Source organism: Ciceribacter thiooxidans (assembly GCF_014126615.1).
GTDB lineage: Bacteria > Pseudomonadota > Alphaproteobacteria > Rhizobiales > Rhizobiaceae > Allorhizobium > Allorhizobium thiooxidans.
In genome coordinates, this window is record NZ_CP059896.1 from 1,047,627 (window position 1) to 1,069,226 (window position 21,600).

At 64.7% G+C, this 21,600-nt stretch carries 15 protein-coding genes; 8 read left to right on the top strand and 7 right to left on the bottom strand.

Annotation, left to right across the window (positions count from 1 at the left end; translation table 11 throughout):
- Window positions 1-1,416 precede the first annotated feature (1,416 nt).
- The 3 genes from H4I97_RS04940 to H4I97_RS04950 are packed head-to-tail and all read left to right on the top strand — an operon-like array spanning window position 1,417 to window position 5,700.
- The gene (locus H4I97_RS04940; protein WP_182306812.1) at window positions 1,417-2,124 is read left to right on the top strand and encodes an ABC transporter ATP-binding protein; all 708 of its coding nucleotides are present in this window, start codon (window positions 1,417-1,419) and stop codon (window positions 2,122-2,124) included.
- 7 nt (window positions 2,125-2,131) lie between these two features.
- Window positions 2,132-4,492 carry an ABC transporter permease gene (locus H4I97_RS04945; RefSeq protein WP_182306813.1) on the top strand — a complete coding sequence of 787 codons (2,361 nt, stop codon included), beginning with the start codon at window positions 2,132-2,134 and terminating at the stop codon, window positions 4,490-4,492.
- 5 nt (window positions 4,493-4,497) lie between these two features.
- The gene (locus H4I97_RS04950; RefSeq protein WP_182306814.1) at window positions 4,498-5,700 is read left to right on the top strand and encodes an efflux RND transporter periplasmic adaptor subunit; all 1,203 of its coding nucleotides are present in this window, start codon (window positions 4,498-4,500) and stop codon (window positions 5,698-5,700) included.
- 178 nt (window positions 5,701-5,878) lie between these two features.
- Here H4I97_RS04950 and H4I97_RS04955 read toward each other — a convergent pair whose 3' ends face one another.
- Entirely contained in the window at window positions 5,879-7,141 is a 1,263-nt protein-coding gene (locus H4I97_RS04955; RefSeq protein ID WP_182306815.1) for an AGE family epimerase/isomerase, read from the bottom strand.
- 198 nt (window positions 7,142-7,339) lie between these two features.
- Here H4I97_RS04955 and metH point away from each other — a divergent pair, with 198 nt between their 5' ends.
- Window positions 7,340-11,113, top strand: a complete 3,774-nt coding sequence (gene metH / locus H4I97_RS04960) for a methionine synthase (RefSeq protein ID WP_182306816.1) — start codon at window positions 7,340-7,342, stop codon at window positions 11,111-11,113.
- Window positions 11,114-11,304: 191 nt separating this feature from the next.
- Here the strand turns inward: metH and H4I97_RS04965 are convergent, their stop codons facing one another.
- The 6 genes from H4I97_RS04965 to H4I97_RS04990 form a co-directional block, all read right to left on the bottom strand.
- On the bottom strand, window positions 11,305-12,456 hold the full coding sequence (locus H4I97_RS04965; RefSeq protein WP_182306817.1) for an ABC transporter substrate-binding protein: 1,152 nt from the start codon (window positions 12,454-12,456) through the stop codon (window positions 11,305-11,307).
- A gap of 87 nt (window positions 12,457-12,543) precedes the next feature.
- Window positions 12,544-13,605 carry an ABC transporter ATP-binding protein gene (locus H4I97_RS04970; protein WP_182306818.1) on the bottom strand — a complete coding sequence of 354 codons (1,062 nt, stop codon included), beginning with the start codon at window positions 13,603-13,605 and terminating at the stop codon, window positions 12,544-12,546.
- Window positions 13,606-13,616: 11 nt separating this feature from the next.
- Complete coding sequence (locus H4I97_RS04975; protein WP_182306819.1) at window positions 13,617-14,408, bottom strand: ABC transporter permease; 792 nt, start codon at window positions 14,406-14,408, stop codon at window positions 13,617-13,619.
- Window positions 14,405-15,199, bottom strand: a complete 795-nt coding sequence (locus H4I97_RS04980) for an ABC transporter permease subunit (RefSeq protein ID WP_182307546.1) — start codon at window positions 15,197-15,199, stop codon at window positions 14,405-14,407. The genes H4I97_RS04975 and H4I97_RS04980 overlap by 4 nt, the downstream gene beginning before the upstream one ends.
- Window positions 15,200-15,391: 192 nt before the next feature.
- Window positions 15,392-16,456 carry an ABC transporter substrate-binding protein gene (locus H4I97_RS04985; protein WP_378144404.1) on the bottom strand — a complete coding sequence of 355 codons (1,065 nt, stop codon included), beginning with the start codon at window positions 16,454-16,456 and terminating at the stop codon, window positions 15,392-15,394.
- 190 nt (window positions 16,457-16,646) lie between these two features.
- Window positions 16,647-17,519 (bottom strand): MurR/RpiR family transcriptional regulator, encoded by an 873-nt coding sequence (locus tag H4I97_RS04990; RefSeq protein ID WP_182306821.1) that lies wholly within the window; start codon window positions 17,517-17,519, stop codon window positions 16,647-16,649.
- Between the two features lie 181 nt (window positions 17,520-17,700).
- On the opposite strand from H4I97_RS04990, the gene H4I97_RS04995 reads away from it, so the two are divergent.
- The 4 genes from H4I97_RS04995 (at window position 17,701) to H4I97_RS05010 (ending at window position 21,594) form a co-directional block, all read left to right on the top strand.
- Entirely contained in the window at window positions 17,701-18,477 is a 777-nt protein-coding gene (locus H4I97_RS04995) for an N-formylglutamate amidohydrolase (RefSeq protein ID WP_182306822.1), read from the top strand.
- 129 nt (window positions 18,478-18,606) lie between these two features.
- Window positions 18,607-19,116, top strand: coding sequence for a TRAP transporter small permease subunit (locus H4I97_RS05000; protein ID WP_182306823.1), 510 nt, complete (start codon window positions 18,607-18,609; stop codon window positions 19,114-19,116).
- Entirely contained in the window at window positions 19,113-20,438 is a 1,326-nt protein-coding gene (locus H4I97_RS05005; protein WP_182306824.1) for a TRAP transporter large permease, read from the top strand. Before H4I97_RS05000 ends, H4I97_RS05005 begins: the two co-directional genes overlap by 4 nt.
- A 109-nt stretch (window positions 20,439-20,547) precedes the next feature.
- Window positions 20,548-21,594, top strand: coding sequence for a TRAP transporter substrate-binding protein (locus H4I97_RS05010; RefSeq protein ID WP_182306825.1), 1,047 nt, complete (start codon window positions 20,548-20,550; stop codon window positions 21,592-21,594).
- Window positions 21,595-21,600: the final 6 nt, after the last annotated feature.

Below are 21,600 nucleotides of genomic sequence, written 5' to 3' on the forward strand. Positions count from 1 at the left end.
GGCCTGTCAGAGTATAAGTAAGTGGCTCCTTGCGGCGCCCCGTTCGGCGTTCTTGCCCACTGCATGCGTCTCTCTGGCATGGCGGCGCCTTTGCCGGGACTTGACGTCTCGACATCGGCCGGCGCGGATCGGCGTCGAGCGCGCATCCGTCCGGTGACGGACCTTCGCTGACGCCTGGCCGGTGGCCCGGGAAGATCCCGCCGGATGGTACCGTCCGGCCTGACCCTCGCCGGCAGATGGAGGAGCGGCATTTGCGCCGGCCCGATCCACCCCGCCGTCTTTTCGCCGGGGGGCTTTTTCAAGCTCCCGGGCGCCTGTCTGTGTGCCTCTGAGGCACGCCCGCGTTAGCGGCGGTGACGGCGAGCCGGTCCGGACCGTCTCGCCTTCCGCCTCCCGCGGGGGGAGACCGTTGCAGCGGCCGGGGTTTTCGACCTGCGACAGTCGTCGACCCCGGCGCCGGTCCCGCCTCGCCAGACTTCGCATGGTCCGGTGTATCCGATGGCGGAACGGGGTGATTCTACGACAGGTCGGGAGAGGGTGAACGAAAATGGGGGGTGGGACTTGATTTTGTTGGGGAATTTTTGCCGAAACCCCGCAGTGGGGCGGTTTTCGTCTTCTCCCCAGCGGGGAGAAGGTGGCCGAAGGCCGGATGAGGGGGAACATCGTTCGCCCTCGCCAGATCGTTTGCGCGGTGCCACCCCGCCCCCTCATCGCCTCGCTCCGCTCGGCACTTCTCCCCGCTGGGGAGAAGAGGGAGCACGCGGCGACGCCGCAGGCACGGCCGGTCTTCGAGCGCGAGGAGAGAGACGCGGCGGGGCTCACCCTCCCCTTGAGGCGTGGTTCGAAGAACGGGTTGAGACACGCGGCTCAACCCGGAGGACCGCAGGTCCGGGGTGGGGTGAACCTCCGCGGATGCCGAGCTGTCACCCCCACCCGCGCGTTCCGCGCGACCTCCCCCCTCAAGGGGGAGGTGGGAGGGCCTCGCCACCGCAATCGATTCACCGGATCGATTGCTTCGCTTTGCGAACCGCGCCTCACCCCCGCTTGCGGGGAGAAGGGACAAGCGGCACCGCCGCCATTGGCGGTCGGGGTCTTCGAACTGTCAGGAAAAGGCCAGCACGGGGGCCGAGATGATGAAAAGGCCGACCACGGTGATTGCCGCCAGTTTCAGTCTCCGGATACGCCGGGTACGTACGCCACTCCAATCATACGCCATCACAGATCCTCATGATCAGTCTGCACGACAGGGCTGCATTCGCGGTTGGCGAGTATGCCCATAAACAGTGTTTCCTGCAAGAAGGTCGTACACGGTCGAACTGGTGCGGAGCTTTCCTGCGGGCGGTCCGCCGTTGATATTTGTCAACGCGAGGCCACCAGCCCTCCTTTATGGTCGCGCCACATGTTGTAAGGTGAGCCATGGCCGAGCCACTCTTCCTCGTTGAAAACGTCACCAAGTCGTACCGGACGGGCGACGTGGAGGTTAAGGCCTTGCGTGGCATCAACCTCACCCTCGAAGGCGGCGAAATCGTCGTCATGCTCGGGCCGTCCGGCAGCGGCAAGTCGACGCTTCTCAACATCATGGGCGGGCTCGACCAGGCGACCTCCGGCCGGGTCCGCTTCGCCGACCACGAGCTGACGAGCCTCTCCGAGCGGCAGTTGACGCTCTACCGACGCGACCATGTTGGCTTCGTCTTCCAGTTCTACAACCTGATCCCGAGCCTCACCGCCTGGGAAAACGTCGCCCTCGTCACCGAGATATCGCGCAATCCGATGGAGCCCGGCGAGGCGCTGGAGATGGTGGGGCTCAAAGAGCGGATGGACCATTTCCCGGCGCAGCTTTCCGGCGGTGAGCAGCAGCGGGTGGCGATCGCCCGGGCGATCGCCAAGCGCCCGGAGGTGCTGCTCTGCGACGAGCCGACGGGGGCGCTCGACTCGAAGACCGGCATTCTGGTCCTCGAAGCGCTCTGCCGGATCAACGAGGAACTGAAGACGACGACGGCGATCATCACCCACAACGCGGCGATCCGGCAGATCGCCCATCGCGTGCTCACCTTCCACGACGGCCGGATCTCCGAGACGGTCGTCAATACTGAACGCCTGCCGCCCTCCGCCGTGGTCTGGTGAGGCGCCGATGTCGATGCTCGACCGCAAACTCTTCCGCGACATCCTGAGGCTCTGGGCCCAGGTGCTGGCGGTCGCGCTGGTCATGGCCTGCGGGGTGATGACGATCATCCTGGCGATTGGTGCCTATCGCTCGCTCGAAGAGACGCGTGCGGTCTTCTACGAACGCTACCGGTTCGGCAATCTCTTCGTCACGGCGAACCGCGCGCCGCTTCACCTCAGGGAACGCATCGCCGCGCTGGAAGGCGTAGGCGGCGTCGATCTCCGGATCGTCGACTACGTGCTGCTCGACATGCCCGGCATGGCCGAGCCGGCGACCGGCATCGCGGTCTCGATCCCCGACAGCGGCCAGCCGGCGGTGAACCAGCTCTATATCCGCAGCGGCAGGCTGCCGGAGCCGGACCGCCCGCACGAGGCGGCGGTGCTCGAAAGCTTCGCGCTCGCGCACCGGCTGACGCAGGGCAGCACCTTCGACGCGATCATGAACGGTCGCAAGCAGACGCTGACGGTGACCGGCATCGTGCTCTCGCCGGAATACATCTATGCGATCGGGCCCGGCGACATGGTGCCCGACCCGCGCCGCTTCGGCGTCTTCTACATGACCCGCACGGCGCTCGAGGGCGTCATGGACATGGACGGCGCCTTCAACAACGCGTCGTTCACCGTGCTGCGCGGTGCCGATACTGCTCATCTGATCTCCGCAATCGACGATCTGCTCGACCCCTATGGCGGGCAGGGCACGTATCTGCGCAAGGACCAGATCTCGCACACCTTCCTCGACAACGAGCTCATCCAGCTTCGCGCGATGGCGGCGATCATCCCGCCGATCTTCCTCTTCGTCGCGGCTTTCCTGGTCAATATGATCCTGACGCGGCTGATCACGCTCGAACGCGAGCAGATCGGGCTTCTGAAGGCGCTCGGCTACCGCGATTTCGAGGTCGCCTGGCACTATGCCAAGCTCACCATCGTCATTGCGCTGATCGGCGTCGCCATCGGCTTCGGCGCCGGCAACTGGATCGGCCGCGGACTGACGCGGCTCTATGCGGAATTCTTCTCGTTTCCGTTCCTGATCTTCCGCGAGAGCGTCGATCTCTACGCGATCTCGGGCGGCGTCAGCGTCGCGGCGGCGGTCGTCGGTGCCGGCAAGGCGATCTGGTCGGTGATCGTGCTGCCGGCGGCGGTGGCGATGCGGCCGCCGGCGCCGGTGCGCTTCCGCTCGCTCTTCCGCCGGCAGCTGAGCTCCAGGCTGTTTTCGCAGCTGACGATCATGGCGGTCCGGCAGATCATCCGCACGCCGGTGCGCTCGCTTCTCACCTCGCTCGGCGTCGCGCTCTCGGCGGCACTGCTGGTGGTGGCGATGTTCTCCTCGGATTCGGTCGACTACATGGTAGACCAGATCTTCTTCCGCATGGAACGGCAGGACGCGACGCTCCGGCTCGACCGGGAGCGGTCGCCGGCCGCCCTCGACGAGATCCGGCATATGCCGGGGGTGACGCGGGCCGAGCCCTTCCGCTCGATCGCGGTCAAGCTGCGCAACAGGAACCACGAGAAGGATCTCGCCATCCTCGGCATGCCGGAGGACGGCGAACTCGGCCGGATCATGGACGCGGACATGCGGCCGCTCGAGCCGCCGTCCTCGGGGCTGCTCGTCATCGGCCGCGTCGCCGAGGCGCTGGAGCTGAAGGTCGGCGACATGGTCGAGGTGGAACTGGTCGAGAAGGATCACCGGCGGATCGAGGTGCCGGTGACCGGCATCGTGCAGAGCCTCGTCGGCATCGACGCCTATATGCGCATCGACGCGCTCGACCGGCTGATCGGCGACGGGCGGCGGATTTCCGGGGCGCGGATCTCGGTCGATCCGGTGCAGAAGGAGGCGCTCTACGACAGCGTCAAGAACACGCCGGCAGTCTCCTACATCATGCTGATCGGGCTCTCGCGGCAGCAGTTCCGGGCGACGATCGAGAAGAATATCGCGACGATGACGACGGTCTATACGACGCTTGCGGTCATCGTCGCCTTCGGGCTCATCTACAATTCCGCCCGCATCCAGCTTTCGGAGCGGGCGCGGGAGCTCGCGAGCCTGCGCGTGCTCGGCTTCACGCGGACGGAGGTTTCGAGCGTGCTGCTCACCGAGCTCTCCGTCGTCGTGCTCGTCGCGCAGCCGTTCGGCTGGCTGCTCGGCTACCTCTTTTCGATGCTGGTGATCGAAGGGCTCGCCAGCGACCTCTTTCGTGTGCCCTTCGTCGTCAATTCGCAGACGTTCGCGATCGCGAGCCTCGTCGTCATGGGCGCGTCGCTCATCTCGGCGCTGATTGTCCGGCGGCGCATCGACAGGCTCGACCTCGTGAGCGTGCTGAAGTCCAGGGAGTAAGGTGCATGTGGTCCAAATGGCTGAAACGGGCGGGCTTCCTGCTGATCGTCGCCGCGATCATCGCGGGGTTCGTCTATGCTCTCAGGGAAAAGCCGCAGCCGGTCGATACCGGCGTGGTCGAGCGCGGGCCGCTCCGGGTGACGATCTCGCAGGAGGGGATCACACGGGTGCGCGACGTCTATGCCGTCTCGGCGCCGATCGCTGGCCATCTCGCCCGCACGGTGCTCGACGAGGGCGACCGGGTGAAGGCGGACGTGACGCTGGTGGCGGCAATCCATCCGCTCGACCCGCCGCTGATCGACCGCCGCAGCGAGGCGGAACTCGCCGCCGCGCGTGATGCCGCGCGCGCTGCCGTGTCGATGGCGGAGACCGACTACCGGCGGATCAAGTCCGACCTCGATTTCGCGCGCGACAATCTCGAACGCGCCGTCCAGCTCGCCAAGACCCGCTATATCGCCGAGAGCCAGCTGCAGAAGGCGCGCACGGACGTTGAGGTCGCCGAGGCGCAGCTCGCCTCGGCGGCGGCGGCGATCGAACTGCGCAAGGCCGAGCTTGCGAGCGCGGAAGCGCGCCTCATCCAGCCGGCCTCCGCGCCGGCCGACCGGGGCGGCAGCTGCTGCGTCTACGTGACGGCGCCGGTGGATGGGGTGGTGCTCACGGTCTTCGCAAAGAGCGAGCAGCCGGTCGCGACCGGCACCAAGATCGCCGAGATCGGCGACCCGTCCGATCTCGAAGTGGCGGTCGATCTTCTCTCGTCCGATGCGGTGCGGATCTCGCCGGGTGCGAAGGCGGAGATCGTCGACTGGGGCGGCGATCGGGCGCTGCCGGCGGTGGTGCGGCGCATCGACCCGGCCGGCTTCACCAAGGTTTCGGCACTTGGCATCGAGGAGCAGCGGGTCAACCTCGTGCTCGACCTGCAGGAGAGCGATCCGCGGCTCGGCCACAATTTCCGTGTCTATGCGCGGCTGACGCTGTGGGAAGGAGAGGACGTGCTGCAGGTGCCGCTGAGCGCGCTTTTCCGCGACGGGCGCAAATGGAACCTCTTCGTCATCCGCGACGGGCGTGCCCGCCAGACGGAAGTCGGCATCGGCCACATGAACGACGAACATGCCGAGGTTCTCTCCGGGCTCGAACCCGGCGACGTGGTGATCCTGCATCCGAGCGACACGCTGAGCGATGGTAGCCTGGTCGAACCGCGGCAGGAGTGAGGGGGAGGCTTTCAGCCTCCCGGGGCCCTGCAGAGACTCCGCCCCTCATCCGGCTGCCGCCACCTTCTCCCCGCATGCGGGGAGAAGGCCCGTGCCGCCGACGTCTCCATTCCCTCTCCCCGCATGCGGGGAGAGGGTCAGGGTGAGGGGCAATATCAAAGAACTGCAGGTTCGCGCCTCAGCCCTCCAGGACCGGGCCGCCGGTCTCGGAGATCAGCCGGGTGAGGCTCGCGGTTGCCGGGAAAAGGGGGATGAGGCAGGCCTGGAGCGCGTGGTAGATGTCGCCCTTGCCGGGGAAGAGGGTGGTCGCGGGAACCAGATCCTCGGTCAGTTCCTCGAACCAGCCGCCATGGGTGCGGTCGAGGCTGTGGCGGGCGATGAAGCTCCAGATGCGGCGGTAGCTCTCCTCGTGGAAATCGCTCGGCAGGTGTTCGGCGAGCCAGTGGGCGGCGCCGGCGCCCTCGCAGAGCGGCCACCAGAGCTTTGAGCGGCGGGCGGGCGCGTTCTCCCAGTCGAGCGTGTAGAAGAAGCCACCGTGGATGCGGTCCCAGCCGAGCGACATCGACTGGAAGAACAGGCCGCGGGCGGCCTCCGGCATCCAGTCGTGGCGCTTGCCGCCGAGCACCCAGAGCTGCAGGACGAGGCGGGCCCATTCGAGCCAGTGGCCGGGCGTGGTGCCGGAGGGGCGGAACATCTCGTTGCCGCGATAATCGCGGTCGAGCTGCCAGTTCTCGTCGAAGTGCTCCGGGACGCGCCAGTCGCATTCGCCGGCGCGGCGGCGGATGACGAGATCGGCGATCCGCTCGGCCTTGTCGAGGTAGTGGCGTTCGCCGGTTGCCTCGAAGGCCGCCATCAGCGCCTCGGTGAGGTGCATGTTGGAGTTCTGGCCGCGATAGCCGGGGACCGGCGACCAGTCGGCGGAAAACTCCTCGGCAATCGCGCCGTGGGCATCCTCCCAGAAACGGGTCTCAAGGATTTCGGTGACGTCGTCGAGCATGGCTTCGGCGAGCGGATGGCCGACAATCTTGGCGGAGGAGGCGGCGAGCAGCACGAAGGCGTGGCCGTAGCCCTGCTTGCTGGCGTCGACCGGGCCGTTGTCGTCCACCTGCCAGAAATAGCCGCCGTTCTTTTGGTCGCGGTGGCGGTTCCAGAGGAACTGCATGCCGTGGTCGACGACATCGGCCGATCCGGGACGGCCGAGCAGGTCGCCGATCGCGAAGCAGTGGACCATGCGGGCGGCGGTGTGGATGCCGCGGACCGGATTGTCGGCGACGAGCGGCGTGCCGTCGCGCTTCAGGTCGAAGAAGCCGCCCTTCGGATTGATGCTCGCGAACTGGAAGAGGTCGAAAAGCTCGTCGGCCCGATCGAGAAGCCATTTGCGGTGATAGGGGCGATCGGCCCAGCGGTAGGCGAGGCCGGCGTGCTTGGCGGTTTCGGGCATGGCTTCCTCCTCGGGGTCGATGGACCCCAGCGCATCTAATCGGTTGAATCCTATATCGGCCGATCGCGGCCGTGTCACGACGGGAACTTGCGGCGGCCTCGGAAGTTGCGTTTTGACAGCTGAAAGATAAACGCATGTTGACATAAACATATCTTTATGTGATTTGCAGATGTCGCGATCGGAACAGGGGAGTGCGCTATGCTCGACACATTGTTTGATACGGATGCCGTCAGGCGCGACGGCGCGGAGATTTCGGCGGCCCTTGCGAGCGCCGCCCGCGAACGCATCCTGGTCATCGACGGCGCCATGGGCACGCAGATCCAGCAGCTCGGTTTCGGCGAGGACGATTTCCGCGGCGCGCGCTTCATCGGCTGCGCCTGCCACCAGCAGGGCAACAACGACCTGCTGACGCTCTCCCAGCCGGATGCGATCGAGGAAATCCATTACCGCTACGCCAGGGCCGGCGCTGACATCCTCGAGACCAACACCTTTTCCTCGACCCGCATCGCCCAGGCGGACTACCGGATGGAAGGGGCGGTCTATGACCTGAACCTCGAGGGTGCGCGGGTGGCGCGGCGCGCGGCGATCCGGGCGGAGCGCGAGGACGGTCGTCGCCGCTTCGTGGCGGGTGCGATCGGGCCGACCAACCGCACCGCCTCGATCTCGCCGGACGTCAACAATCCGGGCTACCGCGCCGTCCGTTTCGACGACCTGCGGCTTGCCTATGGCGAGCAGATCGACGGCCTGATCGACGGCGGGGCCGACATCATCCTGATCGAGACGATCTTCGACACGCTGAACGCCAAGGCGGCGATCTTCGCCTGCGAGGAACGCTTTGCGGAAAAGGGCATCCGCCTGCCGGTGATGATTTCCGGAACGATCACCGACCTTTCCGGCCGCACGCTGTCCGGCCAGACGCCGTCGGCCTTCTGGTACTCGGTGCGCCATGCCAACCCGTTCACGATCGGGCTCAATTGTGCGCTCGGAGCGGACGCCATGCGGCCGCACCTGCAGGAGCTTTCGGGCGTCGCCGACACCTTCATCTGCGCCTATCCGAATGCCGGGCTGCCGAACGAATTCGGGCAGTACGACGAAAGCCCCGACGACATGGCCCGCCAGGTCGCGGCGTTTGCGCGCGAGGGGCTCGTCAATGTCGTCGGCGGCTGCTGCGGATCAACGCCCGAGCACATCCGGGCGATTGCCGATGCCGTCGCAGGTGCCGCACCGCGGCAGGTTCCCGAGCACCGGCCCTTCATGTCGCTTTCCGGGCTCGAACCGTTCGTGCTCACCAAGGACATTCCCTTCGTCAATGTCGGCGAGCGCACGAACGTCACCGGCTCGGCGAAATTCCGCAAGCTGATCACCGCCGGCGACTATGCAGCCGCGCTCTCGGTCGCCCGCGACCAGGTCGAGAACGGCGCCCAGATCATCGACGTCAACATGGACGAGGGCCTCATCGATTCCGAAGGGGCGATGGTCGAGTTCCTGAACCTGATCGCCGCCGAGCCGGACATCGCCCGCGTGCCGGTGATGATCGACTCGTCGAAGTTCGCGATCATCGAAGCCGGCCTCAAATGCGTGCAGGGCAAGGCGGTGGTGAACTCGATCTCGCTCAAGGAGGGCGAGGAGAACTTCCTCGCCCAGGCGAGACTCGTGCATAACTACGGCGCGGCCGTCGTCGTGATGGCCTTCGACGAGCAGGGGCAGGCGGATACCTATGCCCGCAAGGTCGCAATCTGCGAGCGGGCCTACAAGCTGCTCACCGAAGAGGCGGGCTTTGCGCCGGAGGACATCATCTTCGACCCGAACATCTTCGCGGTCGCGACGGGTATCGAGGAGCACGACAATTACGGCGTCGACTTCATCGAAGCAGCCCGCACCATCCGCGAGAAGATGCCGCTCGTGCACATCTCGGGTGGCGTTTCCAACCTCTCCTTCTCCTTCCGCGGCAACGAGCCGGTGCGCGAGGCGATGCATGCCGTCTTCCTCTACCACGCCATCCAGGCGGGCATGGACATGGGCATCGTTAATGCCGGCCAGCTCGCCGTCTACGAGAGCATCGATCCGGAGCTGAAGGAGGCCTGCGAGGACGTGGTGCTGAACCGCCGCAGCGACGCGACGGAGCGCCTGCTGACCGTCGCCGAGCGCTTCCGCGGATCAGGCGGCAAGGAGGCCAGGGCGCAGGATCTCGCCTGGCGCGAATGGCCGGTCGAGAAGCGACTGGAGCACGCGCTCGTCAACGGCATCACCGATTTCATCGAGGCAGATACGGAAGAGGCGCGCCTTGCCGCGGAACGTCCGCTGCATGTCATCGAGGGGCCGCTGATGGCGGGCATGAACGTGGTCGGTGATCTCTTCGGAGCGGGCAAGATGTTCCTGCCGCAGGTGGTGAAATCCGCCCGGGTGATGAAGCAGGCGGTCGCGGTCCTCCTTCCCTATATGGAGGAAGAGAAACGGCTGAATGGCGGCGATCAGCGCCAGAGCGCCGGCAAGGTGCTGATGGCGACGGTCAAGGGCGATGTCCACGACATCGGCAAGAACATCGTCGGCGTCGTGCTCGCCTGCAACAATTACGAGATCATCGATCTCGGCGTCATGGTGCCGGCCGCAAAGATCCTCGAAACGGCCCGTGCCGAGCAGGTCGATGTCATCGGCCTTTCCGGCCTGATCACGCCGTCGCTCGACGAGATGGTGCATGTGGCTTCCGAGATGGAGCGGGACGGCTTCGACATTCCGCTGCTGATCGGTGGGGCGACGACGAGCCGCGTCCACACGGCGGTCAAGGTGAGCCCGCAATACAAGCGCGGGCAGGCGGTCTACGTGACCGATGCGAGCCGGGCCGTCGGCGTCGTCTCGGCGCTGCTGTCACCGGAGGCGAAGGACGGCTATGTCGCGACGGTCCGCGCCGAGTACCAGAAGGTGGCGGAGGCGCATGCGCGGCAGGAGCGCGAGAAGCAGCGGCTGCCGCTCGCCCGTGCCCGTGAAAATGCGATGAAACCCGACTGGACGAGTTATCGCCCGGCGAGACCGAGCTTCCTCGGCACGAAGGTCTTCGACCATTACGACGTCGCGGAACTCCTCGACTATATCGACTGGACACCCTTCTTCCAGACCTGGGAGCTGAAGGGGCGCTACCCGGCGATCCTCGAAGAGGAGAGCCAGGGGGAGGCGGCGCGCCAGCTCTTCGCCGATGCGCGCGAGATGCTCGACAAGATCGTCGCGGAAGGCTGGTTCCGGCCGCGCGCAGTGATCGGTTTCTGGCCGGCGAATGCCGTCGGCGACGATATCCGTCTCTTCACCGACGAGAGCCGGAGCGAGGCGCTGGCGACCTTGCATACGCTCCGCCAGCAGGTTTCGAAGCGGGAGGGGCGGCCGAACGTCGCCCTTTCCGACTTCGTCGCGCCGGCGGCGAGCGGGGTTCAGGACTATGTCGGCGGCTTCGTCGTGACGGCGGGCTTCGAGGAGATCGCGATTGCGGAGCGCTTCGAGCGGGCGAACGACGACTATTCCTCGATCCTCGTCAAGGCGCTCGCCGACCGCTTGGCCGAGGCCTTCGCGGAGCGGATGCACGAGCGCGTGCGGCGCGAATTCTGGGGCTATGCGGCGGACGAGACCCTCACCAACGAGGACCTGATCGGCGAAGCCTATGCCGGCATCCGCCCGGCTCCGGGCTATCCCGCCCAGCCGGATCACACCGAAAAGCGGACGCTGTTCGAGCTGCTGGATGCCGAGGCCGCGACGGGCGTCGAGCTTACCGAAAGCTATGCCATGTGGCCGGGCTCCTCGGTTTCCGGCCTCTACATCGCTCATCCGGAAAGCTACTATTTCGGGGTGGCGAAGGTCGAGCGGGACCAGGTCGAGGACTATGCCGCACGCAAGGGCATGGCGATTTCGGAGGTCGAACGCTGGCTTGGCCCGGTGCTCAACTACGTGCCGGTGAAGACGGACGAACGTTCGGAAGACGCCGCCTGAAGGCGGAGGCTTTGAGTCAATGCCCGCCGGCAAGTGCCTGATTTCGGATTCGAAATTTCGGGCCGTCGGCACTCGCAGGTGTGGGAGACGCCACATGGCGGCCGATGCTCCGACAGCGCTTCAAGGCTATCGCGAAATGATTCCGGTTCCTGCCACAAACAATTGGCAGACAAGGAAAATCCCGGAAAACGTCAGGCGCTCCTGAAGCGCTCCATCACGTCGTTGCGCCCGGGATCGAACATGGTGACGGCGGCGCCGAATTCGAGCGGTTTGAGTGCTGCCGCCTCGGGATAGATGATGCGGTTCGACGTCACTTCCTCCGGCAGCAGGGCCAGCACGCGGCTGTCGGTCGTCGGGGCGCCGTTGGCGATGTGCTCGCGCACGGCGACCGCCGGATCGAGAAGAAAGTCCAGCAGCGCATAGCCGGCGGCCTTGTGCGGCGCGCCTGTCGGGATCGCATAGAAATCGCACCAGAGCTCGCCGCCGTCGGCGCCGATCACGTATTCGATCTCCGGCAGGTCGCGATGAAGCTGCGCACCATCGTTGCTCCAGCACATGCTGAGCCAGGCGTCTTCCGACCGCATTGCCGCCTGATAGTCGCTGTCGATCGCGTAGAGATGGGGTTTGACCCGGATCAGAAGTTCCTCGGCCTTTGCGAGTTCCTGCGGATCGACAGAGCTGAACGGATAGCCGAGGGCGACCAGCGCGGTGCCGACCGTGGTGAGCTGATAGTCATGGACGACAGTGCGGCCGCTGGCTTCCGTCTGCGCGAGCTCAAAGAAGTCCTTCCACCGCGCGACCGGATTTCCGACGCGGCCGGTGTTGACCGCCATTCCGGTGGCTCCCCAGTTCTTCGGCAGGGCGTAAGTTCGCCCGGCGACCGTCCCGGCTGCTGCGAAACGGCCGTCCACAGACGAAGGGTTGAAGTTGCGGACGCGGCCGATATCGATTTCCTCCAGCAGGCCGCGGGCGACGTAATTCGGGATCGCGTAGTTGGTCGCGACGCAGAGATCGCAGGCGTAGGCTCCCGAGCGGATGGCGGCGTACATGTCCTCGTTGGAGCCGTAAGCCTTGACCTCCACCTCGACGCCGGTCGCCGCCGTGAAGGCCTCGAAGGAGGCGGGATCATGATAGTTCGGCCAGGTGGCGAGCGAGACGCGCCGGCCGAGATCGCCGGCGGAAGCTCTGCCGGAAAGCCTCGAGGTTCCCCCGAGCATTGCCGCGGCGAAGCCGAGACCGGTGACGCCGAGAAAATGCCTTCTCGTGACCGAGCCACGCTTCCAGCGGAGAAATTCGTCCCTGAACCGGTCGGCTGCAGACCGGTCGCTACCGTTCATGCTCATGTCGCATATCCCTTTGCCGGGCGGAATCGTAGAGGCCCAAGCTGGAGGGAAACTGGCGCGGGCGCCCCGGACGCCCGCGGCGGGAGATCACTCGCGAAGGAGCAGCAAGTCGGCGGCGTCGAGGCGCAGCGCAACCGTTTCCCCCGCTGCCGGCGGCTTGATGCCCGGGTCGTTGAAGCTGTCGAACGAGATGACGTTGCCGCCGACGCTGACGCCGGTACGGATGACCGAGCCGAGGAAGTGGCTGGAGACGACACGGCCCGTGAGCGACAGGTTGCCGTTCGGACGCTCGGAGAGCGAGACCGCTTCCGGCCGCAACGCGAGCTGGACGGTGGCGCCGGCCTTGCTCGCGGCAAGCGATTCCTTGAGCGAAATCACCTGTTCGCCGATACGCACGGTGGAGGCGGCAGGATCGGCGACGACGGCGTCGATGATGTTCAGTGTCCCGACGAAGGATGCGACGAAGCGGGTCGCCGGCCTGTTGTAGATGTCGAAGGGCGTGCCGATCTGGTCGGCGCGACCGGCATTCATGACGACGACACGGTCGGAGATGGACAGCGCCTCCTCCTGATCGTGGGTGACGAAAACGGTGGTGATGCCGAGCTGCTGCTGGATCTGGCGAATTTCCTCGCGCAGCGAGACGCGGATCTTGGCGTCTAGTGCCGAGAGCGGTTCGTCGAGGAGCAGCACCTGCGGCTTCGGCGCCAGCGCGCGGGCGAGCGCGATGCGCTGCTGCTGGCCGCCCGAGAGCTGGTAGGGATAGCGCTCGGCGAGATGCCCGAGATGGATGAGTTCCAGCATCTCCTTCACGCGCTTCTCGATGTCGGCCTTGGCCATGCCGTGGATCTTCAGGCCGAAGGCGACGTTGTCGAAGACGTTCATGTTCGGGAACAGCGCATAGGCCTGGAAGACCATGCCGATGTTGCGCCGGTTGGGCTTGAGGTTCGCCTGGTCGCGGCCGTCGATGGTGATCGTGCCGCCGGTCGGCGTCTCGAAACCGGCGACCATGCGCAGGATCGTCGTCTTGCCGCAGCCGGACGGGCCGAGGAAGGAGATGAACTCGCCCTTGTCGATGGACATGTTGAAGTCGTGCACGACTTTGACAGGCCCGAAAGACTTCTGGATGTGGGAGAGTGTCAGAAATGTCATGCGTTTCGTCCTCAGGCGGGGCGTTGGGTGGTTTTCTGGAAGCGGGAGACGAGCTGGATCAGTCCGAGGCACCCCCAGGTGATGGCAAAGGCGATGACCGACAGCGCGAACGGTTCGTACGGCTTGTTGGCGCCGATGCGCTGCAAATACGGTCCGAAGGCAGGGCGGTCGAGCAGGGCGGCGAGCGTGAATTCACCGATGACGATCGCGAAGGTCAGGAAGGCGCCGGAGAGCACCGCCGGTATGACGTTCGGCAGGATGACCCGGGCGAGAATAGTGGTCCATCCGGCTCCGAGGCTCTGTGCCGCCTCGGTGAGCGTGGCGACGTCGATGGTTCTGAGGCCGGTATCGACGGCGCGATACATGTAGGGCAGGGCGAGAATGGTGTAGCCGAAGGCCAACAGCAGATTGGTGCCGAGCACCGATCCGGTCAGCGGCAACCAGCTTGCCGTGTTGTAGAGCCTGATATAGCCGAAGACGATGACGATGGCCGGGATCACCAGCGGCAGCAGCGTCAGGAATTCGACATAGGGTCGCGCCCACGGCATCTTGAGCCGGACCCAGAAGGCGGTCGGAACGACGAGCAGGACGCCGAAGACGATCGTCACCAGCGCCATGACCACCGAATAGCTGAAGGTCTGCTGGAACTGCGGGTCGGCGAAGACCTTGGCATAGGCGTCGAAGCTGTAGACGCCGCGCCGGGCCTTCAGCGAGAATTCGAACAGACCCCCGAGCGGGACGAAGAAGTAAAGCAGGCCGAAGATCAGCGCGGCCCAGCCGACGATGCGTGTCCAGATGCTCATTTCAGCCACCTTTCGGCGCGGATACGCAGCCAGATATAGATGATGTTGGCAAACGCCGTGACGACGATCATGCCGAAGGCCATGGCATAGCCGAGATGCGGATTGCCGAGGACGTCGCCGCGAATCTGCGCGTAAAGCTGGATCGGCACGATGTTGAGGCTCGATCCCGTCAGGGCGATCGCGGTCGCGACGGCGCCGAAGGCGTTCGCAAACAGCAGCGCGAACGTGCCGAGCAGGGACGGGAAGAGGATCGGCAGTGCGACCATGCGCCAGTATTGCAGGGCCGTGGCGCCGAGCACCTCGGCCGCTTCGCGCCATTCCCGGCGCAGGCCCTCGAGCGCCGGCGTGATGATCAGGATCATCAGCGGGATCTGGAAAAAGAGATAGGTGACCGTCAGACCCCAGAAGCTCAGTATATTGAACCCGAGGTCGCGCTGGAGGACGATCCCGAAATTGCTGCGAAGGAAGACCGTGACGAGGCCGACCGGGCCGAAGGTCGCGAGGAAGGCGAAGGCGAGCGGAACGCCCGCGAAGTTGGACGCCACGCCGGAAAAGGTGAGCAGCGGCGACTTGACCCATCGCGGGACCGTGCCGAACACGACGGCTGCAGCCATGGCAAAGCCGATGAGGCTGCCGAGTGCGGCCGAGGCGACCGAGATCTTCACCGAGATCCAGTAGCTCGAGGGAATCGTCCCGGAATTCAGGTCGACGATGTTCTGCAGGGTGAAACTGCCGTCGCTCGTCTGGAAGGCGCCGATGACGATGTGCATCGTCGGCAGGATCAGAAACATGGTCACGAACAGGGCAAAGGGCACCAGGCCCAGCCATGTGAGGGGTACACGCAATCGACGTGACGGGGAGTTTCGTTCATGTAGGGGCCTTCGCGGCGGCAATGATCAAAATTTTACGAAGTAAGGCTTAGAACTTCGAGAATGGCAAGCTCCGGCCCGACAGGCGGACCGGAGCCTGGACTTCAGGTCGGCTTACTGAACGTTTGCGCCGACGACGCTGTCCCAGCCGCCGGTTACGGCAGCCTTGTTGGCATTCTGCTCCTCGACGGTCGGGAAGACGGCGGCTTCGTAGCTTTCAGCCGGCGGCAGCTTGTCGAGCAGGTCCTGCGGGACCTTGCCTGCCTTGGACATGGCGGTGAAGCGGGCCGGGTGGCAATAGCCCTTCAGCCACAGGTTCTGGCCTTCGTCGGAGTAGAGGTATTCCATCCACAGCTTGGCAGCGTTCGGATGCGGGGCGTAGGCCGAAATGCCCTGGACGTAGACGCCTGCAAGGACACCCGTCTTCGGAACGACGATGTCGACCGGCGGGTTGCCGGCGAGTTCGTCGCGCCATGCCAGCACGTTGTAGTCCCAAGCGATGGCGATCGGGGTCGCGCCCTGGGCGATCGTGCCGGCCTTGGCGATGACCGGAACGAAGTTGCCGGCCTTGTTGAGCTCGGCGAAGTATTCGAGGCCGGCCTTGCCGGACTCTTCGCCAGCCTTGGCGCCCTTGTGCAGACCGGCGGCGAGAACGCCGAGGATGGCCTGGTTGGAGGCGCGCGGGTCACCGGCGAGAGCGACCTGGCCGGCATAGTCGGGCTTCAGGAGGTCGGCCCAGTCGGCCGGGGTTTCCTTGACGAGGTCCTTGTTCACGATGAACGACAGAACGCCGTAATAGTCGCCGTACCAGTAGCCTTCGGCGTCCTTGACGGTGTCGGGGATTTCGTCCCAGGTGGAGACCTTGTAGGGCTGCAGCAGGCCATCGGCCTTCATCTGCGGACCGAAGGCGAGGCCGACGTCGACGACGTCAGGCGCCTGCGGGCCCTTGTTGTCCTTGTTGGCCTTGATGGCCTCGACTTCGTCGGCCGAGCCGGCGTCCGGGTTCAGCTCGTTGACCTGGATTTCCGGATACTTGGCCTTGAAGCCGGCAATGACGTCACCGTAGCCGCACCAGCTGTGGGGCAGGGCGACGGTCGTCAGCGCGCCTTCCTTCTTGGCGGCGTCGATGAGTTCGGCGCTCGGGTCGGCAACAGCAACGGCAGAGGACGCGATGACCATGGCGGTCGAGAGCGAAAGTAGGCGACGGAAGTGGCTAGTCACGGAAGTTCTCCTTGTTTTGTTTGAAGGCGACGCGCGTCTGATATTCGGGTTCGATGATAGTTATGTGACAGCTCGCGGCCCCGCGCGTCGGGGTAGCTTGCTCTTCTTCTCCGTTGAATTTTAACGTTTTTCCTTTCCCCCTCCTGGATCAACGCAATTTGCGAAAAAGTCGGGCCTGCTCGAAGAGCTCCTCGAGAGTCTTCATGCGCTCGCGGGTTTCGTCCCATGCCGAGCTCTGGACCGCCTCGATCAGCGCCTCGACGACGAAGAGTGTCACCACCGAGGAATCCCAGGCGGACGGCGCCTCGATCTGGACCTTGAAACTGTGCAGGGCGTGCTTGACGACCGGTGAGGTCCACTGGTCGGTGAAAAGGATAATCTGCACGCCGGCCGCCTTGGCGACGGCGGCAAGCGTCGCCATGTCCGCCTCGTAGCGGCGGATGTCGAAGATCACCAGCACGTCGCCGGTGTTCATGTTCAGCACGTGCTGCGGCCATGAGCTGGCGTTCGACGACATCAGCGTCGTCTTCGGCCGGATGACCTGCATGTGGGTAAAGAAGTATTCCGCGAGCGCACCGGTAATGCGGCCGCCGACGAAATAGACATTGCGCTTCTTGTCGGCGAGGAGCTTTGCCGCCTCGTCGAAGCTCGTCGCGTCGAGCTCGCTCAGCGTCTGTCGCATGTTGTTCATCACCGCTTCGGCGAAGCGGTTGAGCACGTGGGTGCCCGGCGCGTTGGAGGCCCAGCGGTCGTGCTTGGCGATCGGGTTGGAGATCGAGGCCTCGAGCTCCTGGTGCAGATGCGCCTGAAATTCCGCATAACCCTTGTAGCCGAGCTTCTGCACCATGCGCGCAACCGTCGGCGTGGAGACGCCCGCGTTTTCCGCGACGGTCGTGATGCTGCCCAGGCCGGAGACGGGGTAGTTCTCGAGCAGACTCTCCGCCAGCCGCCGTTCGGCAGGGGTCAACCCCGCGAAATGGGCGTGGATTACGTCCGAGACTGTCTTTGACGTCGTGAGCACGAGTTTTCATGTTCCCCAGTCCGGTCTTCGCCGGCTCATGGGAAATTTATCAACCGTGCCCGCCACGCTGTCAATCCGCATCTTGAAGAGAAATTTTCAGAACCGGATTGACTTGCAGCAAAACGTGAAGAATTCTCTTCGGAAGGTAGAGAGGCGCAAAGCCTCCGGGGAGAATTGCCGAATGCTCTTGAGAACGGATATTCTTTCGGCCGCCGACGGGGATGCAGTCTCCGTGGAGAACGCGGCGGCGGCGGGAGAGGTGTTGCTCGTCTGCGAACATGCATCGCGGACATTGCCGCAGCGAGCGGGGGATCTCGGCCTTTCCGAAGAGGCCCTGTCGAGCCATATCGCCTGGGACCCGGGCGCCCTCGACATTGCCCGCATGCTCTCGCGCTCGCTCGACGCGACGCTCGTCGCGCAGCGCTTTTCCAGGCTGGTCTACGACTGCAACCGTCCGCCGGAATCGCCCGCCGCGATGCCTGAAAAAAGCGAGATCTACGACATTCCGGGCAACCACGACCTGGACGTTGCGGAACGCTACGCCCGGACCGCTGCGCTCTACGTGCCTTTCCATGACCGGATCGCCGCCATCATCGCCGAACGGAAGGCCGCCGGCCGGCGCACGGTGCTGGTGACGGTTCACAGTTTTACGCCGGTCTATATGGGGCGCCGCCGCGAGGTGGAGGTCGGCATCCTGCACGACGAGGACAGCCGGCTTGCCGATGCGATGCTGACTGCTGCCGGACCGCAGCCGTCGTTCCGGGTCGAGCGCAACGAGCCCTATGGACCGCAGGACGGTGTCACCCATACGCTGAAACTGCACGGACTTTCTTCCGGGCTCGCGAACGTGATGATCGAGGTCCGCAACGACCTTCTGAAGGACGAGGCCGGCAAGCAGGCCATGGCCTCATATCTCACCGGATTGTTGCAGGAGGGGCTTGGCCGAATCTCTTCCTGAGTGATCCCTGCATTTCGAGAATTGGCATGGTTTTATAATCAAAAGGGGAACAGATGCCGAAGGGAATGAAGCAAGGGGATGCCGCGGATACCGTTCCGGCGATCACCCTGACGGATGGCGGAGGCTTTCATGCCTGAGGCGATCCGGACCTATGTACGCGTCGTGGACGGATTCAACCGCCGTGTCGGGCGGGTCGTCATGTACGGCATATTCGTCATGATGGGCATCATGCTCTATTCGGTGGCGTCGAAATCCATGCGGCTGCCGGCCAACTGGACGCTGGAAACGGCCCAGTTCGTCATGGCAGGCTACTATCTTCTCGGCGGTGCCTATTCGCTTCAGCTCGACAGTCACGTGCGCATGGACCTCATCTACGGCAAATGGTCTCCGAGGACCAAGGCCGCGGTCGACGTCATCACCATCCTCATGCTCTTCGTCTACCTGTTCTTCCTGCTTTACGGCGGCGTGTCGAGCACGGCCTACGCCCTGAAGTTCAGTGAGACGAGCTACTCCTCCTGGTCGCCCTACATGGCGCCGATCAAGATCGTCATGGTCGTCGGCATCGTGCTCACCTTCCTGCAGGCGACGTCGATTTTCCTGAAGGACCTGGCCGTTGCAATCGGGAGACCGATCGCATGAGCTACGAGATGATCGCCCTCCTGATGTTCACCTCGATGATGCTGTCGATGCTGACCGGACAGCGCATCTTCGCTGCGATCGGTTTCGTCGGCGTCGTCGCCGCGGCTTTCCTCTGGGGCAATGGCGGGTTCGAGCTCGGCTTTTCGGCCAGCATGAAGCTGATGAAGTGGTATGCGCTGCTGACGCTGCCGATGTTCATCTTCATGGGCTACATGCTGTCGGAATCCGGTATCGCCGAAGACCTCTACCGGGCCTTCCACGTCTGGTTCGGTGGCTTGCGTGGCGGTCTGGCGCTCGGCACGATCGGTCTGATGGTCGTGATCTCGGCGATGAACGGGCTTTCCGTCGCCGGCATGGCGATCGGTGCCACCATCGCGCTGCCGGAACTGCTTCGCCGCGGCTACGACAAGATCATGGTCTCGGGCGTCGTGCAGGCCGGCAGCTCGCTCGGCATCCTCGTTCCGCCGAGTGTGGTCATGGTGCTTTACGGCATGATCGCGCGCCAGCCGGTCGGCCAGCTCTGGCTCGCGGGCGTCTTTCCCGGCCTGCTGCTCGCGGTGTTGTTTGCCGTCTACGTGGTGATCCGATGCTGGATCAATCCCGCTCTCGGGCCCGCGCTTCCGAAAGAAGAGCGCGACATGCCGATGATCGAGAAGCTGAAGCTGCTGCAGGCCGGCATTCTCCCCTTCCTCATCTTCTTTCTGATGATGGGACTGTTCGTGCTCGGCGTCACCAGCCTTGTCGAGAGCTCGGCGGTCGGTGCGCTCGGCGCCCTGCTCGCGACCTGGATCAAGGGGCGGCTGACATGGACGCTGTGGAACCGCGTTCTCGAACAGACGCTCGGCATCTCGTGCATGTTCATGTGGATCATCCTTGCCGCACTCTGCTTCGGCGCGGTGTTCGACGGGCTCGGCGCGGTCAAGGCACTGGAAAAGCTGCTGGTCGGCGACCTGGGCCTGTCTCCGTGGCAGATCCTCATCCTGATGCAGGTGTCGTTCCTGATCATGGGCGCCTTCCTCGACGATACGGCCATGCTGGTGATCGTCGCGCCGCTCTACATCCCGCTCGTCGGCAAGCTCGGCTTCGACCTGATCTGGTACGGCGTGCTCTACACGATCACCTGCCAGATCGCCTACATGACCCCGCCCTTCGGGTACAACCTGTTCCTGATGCGGGCGATGGCGCCGCCGGAAATCTCGCTGCTCGACATCTACCGTTCGATCATCCCCTTCGTCCTCATCATGATGCTCGGCATGATCATCATCATGGCGTTCCCGGAGATCGCCCTGTGGTTGCCCCAGCACGTCTACGTCAGGGGATAGAGCGGGCAGGAGCGCCCGCTGGGCGGGCAATGCGCTTGTGTTTCCCGCGGCTTGCCGCGGGGATCATCCGAAAGAAGAAGTGAAAAACAAAGCAGAGAGGGAATAGGACATGACGAACAGAAGAAGTTTTCTGAAGAATGCCGGCCTCGCCGCCGCGGCCGCTCCGGCGGTGCTGGCCGCTCCGAACGTCAAGGCACAGGACAAGAAGATCACCTGGCGCCTGCAGACCTATGCCGGTGCGGCGCTTGCCGAAGAAGTGGTGCGTCCGTGCGTCGACGCCTTCAACAAGGCCGCCAACGGCCAGATGGTGATCGAACTCTATACCGCCGACCAGCTGGTGCCGACGGGCGAACTGTTCCGCGCCATGCAGGCCGGCACGATCGATGCCGTGCAGTCGGACGACGACTCGATGAACTCGCCGGTCGACATCAAGGTGTTCGGTGGGTACTTCCCCTTCGCCTCGCGCTTCAGCCTCGACGTGCCGACGCTGTTCCACAAGTACGGTCTCGCCGACATCTGGGACGAGGCCTATGGCGAGGTCGGTGTGAAGTGGCTTTCGGCCGGCGCATGGGATCCGTGCAACTTCTCGACCAACAAGCCGATCAAGTCGCTTGCCGACCTGCAGGGCCTGCGCGTCTTCACCTTCCCGACGGCTGGCAAGTTCCTCGAGCAGTTCGGTGTGATCCCGGTCACGATCCCTTACGAGGACACCCCGGTCGCCATGCAGACCGGCGAAATCGACGCCGTCGCCTGGTCGGGCATCACCGAAGTGACGACCGTCGGCTGGGACAGCGTGGTCAAGTACTTCCTGACCAACAACATTTCGGGCGGCTGGTGCGGATCCTTCTTCGCCAATGCCGACCGCTGGAAGGAAGTACCCGAACACCTGCAGCAGCTGTGGCGCGTCTGCATGGACAGCTCGCACTACCGTCGCCTGCACTGGTATTGGGGCGGCGAGGCGGCCCTGCGCGCCGGCGGCAGCAAGCTCGAACTCACCTCGATCCCGGATGCCGAATGGAAGACGGTCGAGGAGAAGGCCTTCGCCTTCTGGGACGAGATCGCTGCGCAGAGCGAGCGCAATGCCAAGGTGGTCAAGATCCTCAAGGACTACCAGGCCGTCATGGAGAAGGCCGGTCAGCCCTACCGGAACGGCTGATCGCCG

What these genes read in the sequence shown, in the direction of transcription:
- H4I97_RS04940 (WP_182306812.1), top strand. Translation starts at nt 1,417, where the DNA reads ATGGCCGAGCCACTCTTCCTCGTTGAAAACGTCACCAAGTCGTACCGG.
- H4I97_RS04945 (WP_182306813.1), top strand. Translation starts at nt 2,132, where the DNA reads ATGTCGATGCTCGACCGCAAACTCTTCCGCGACATCCTGAGGCTCTGG.
- H4I97_RS04950 (WP_182306814.1), top strand. Translation starts at nt 4,498, where the DNA reads ATGTGGTCCAAATGGCTGAAACGGGCGGGCTTCCTGCTGATCGTCGCC.
- H4I97_RS04955 (WP_182306815.1), bottom strand. Translation starts at nt 7,141, where the DNA reads ATGCCCGAAACCGCCAAGCACGCCGGCCTCGCCTACCGCTGGGCCGAT.
- metH (WP_182306816.1), top strand. Translation starts at nt 7,340, where the DNA reads ATGCTCGACACATTGTTTGATACGGATGCCGTCAGGCGCGACGGCGCG.
- H4I97_RS04965 (WP_182306817.1), bottom strand. Translation starts at nt 12,456, where the DNA reads ATGAGCATGAACGGTAGCGACCGGTCTGCAGCCGACCGGTTCAGGGAC.
- H4I97_RS04970 (WP_182306818.1), bottom strand. Translation starts at nt 13,605, where the DNA reads ATGACATTTCTGACACTCTCCCACATCCAGAAGTCTTTCGGGCCTGTC.
- H4I97_RS04975 (WP_182306819.1), bottom strand. Translation starts at nt 14,408, where the DNA reads ATGAGCATCTGGACACGCATCGTCGGCTGGGCCGCGCTGATCTTCGGC.
- H4I97_RS04980 (WP_182307546.1), bottom strand. Translation starts at nt 15,199, where the DNA reads ATGTTTCTGATCCTGCCGACGATGCACATCGTCATCGGCGCCTTCCAG.
- H4I97_RS04985 (WP_378144404.1), bottom strand. Translation starts at nt 16,456, where the DNA reads ATGGTCATCGCGTCCTCTGCCGTTGCTGTTGCCGACCCGAGCGCCGAA.
- H4I97_RS04995 (WP_182306822.1), top strand. Translation starts at nt 17,701, where the DNA reads ATGCTCTTGAGAACGGATATTCTTTCGGCCGCCGACGGGGATGCAGTC.
- H4I97_RS05000 (WP_182306823.1), top strand. Translation starts at nt 18,607, where the DNA reads ATGCCTGAGGCGATCCGGACCTATGTACGCGTCGTGGACGGATTCAAC.
- H4I97_RS05005 (WP_182306824.1), top strand. Translation starts at nt 19,113, where the DNA reads ATGAGCTACGAGATGATCGCCCTCCTGATGTTCACCTCGATGATGCTG.
- H4I97_RS05010 (WP_182306825.1), top strand. Translation starts at nt 20,548, where the DNA reads ATGACGAACAGAAGAAGTTTTCTGAAGAATGCCGGCCTCGCCGCCGCG.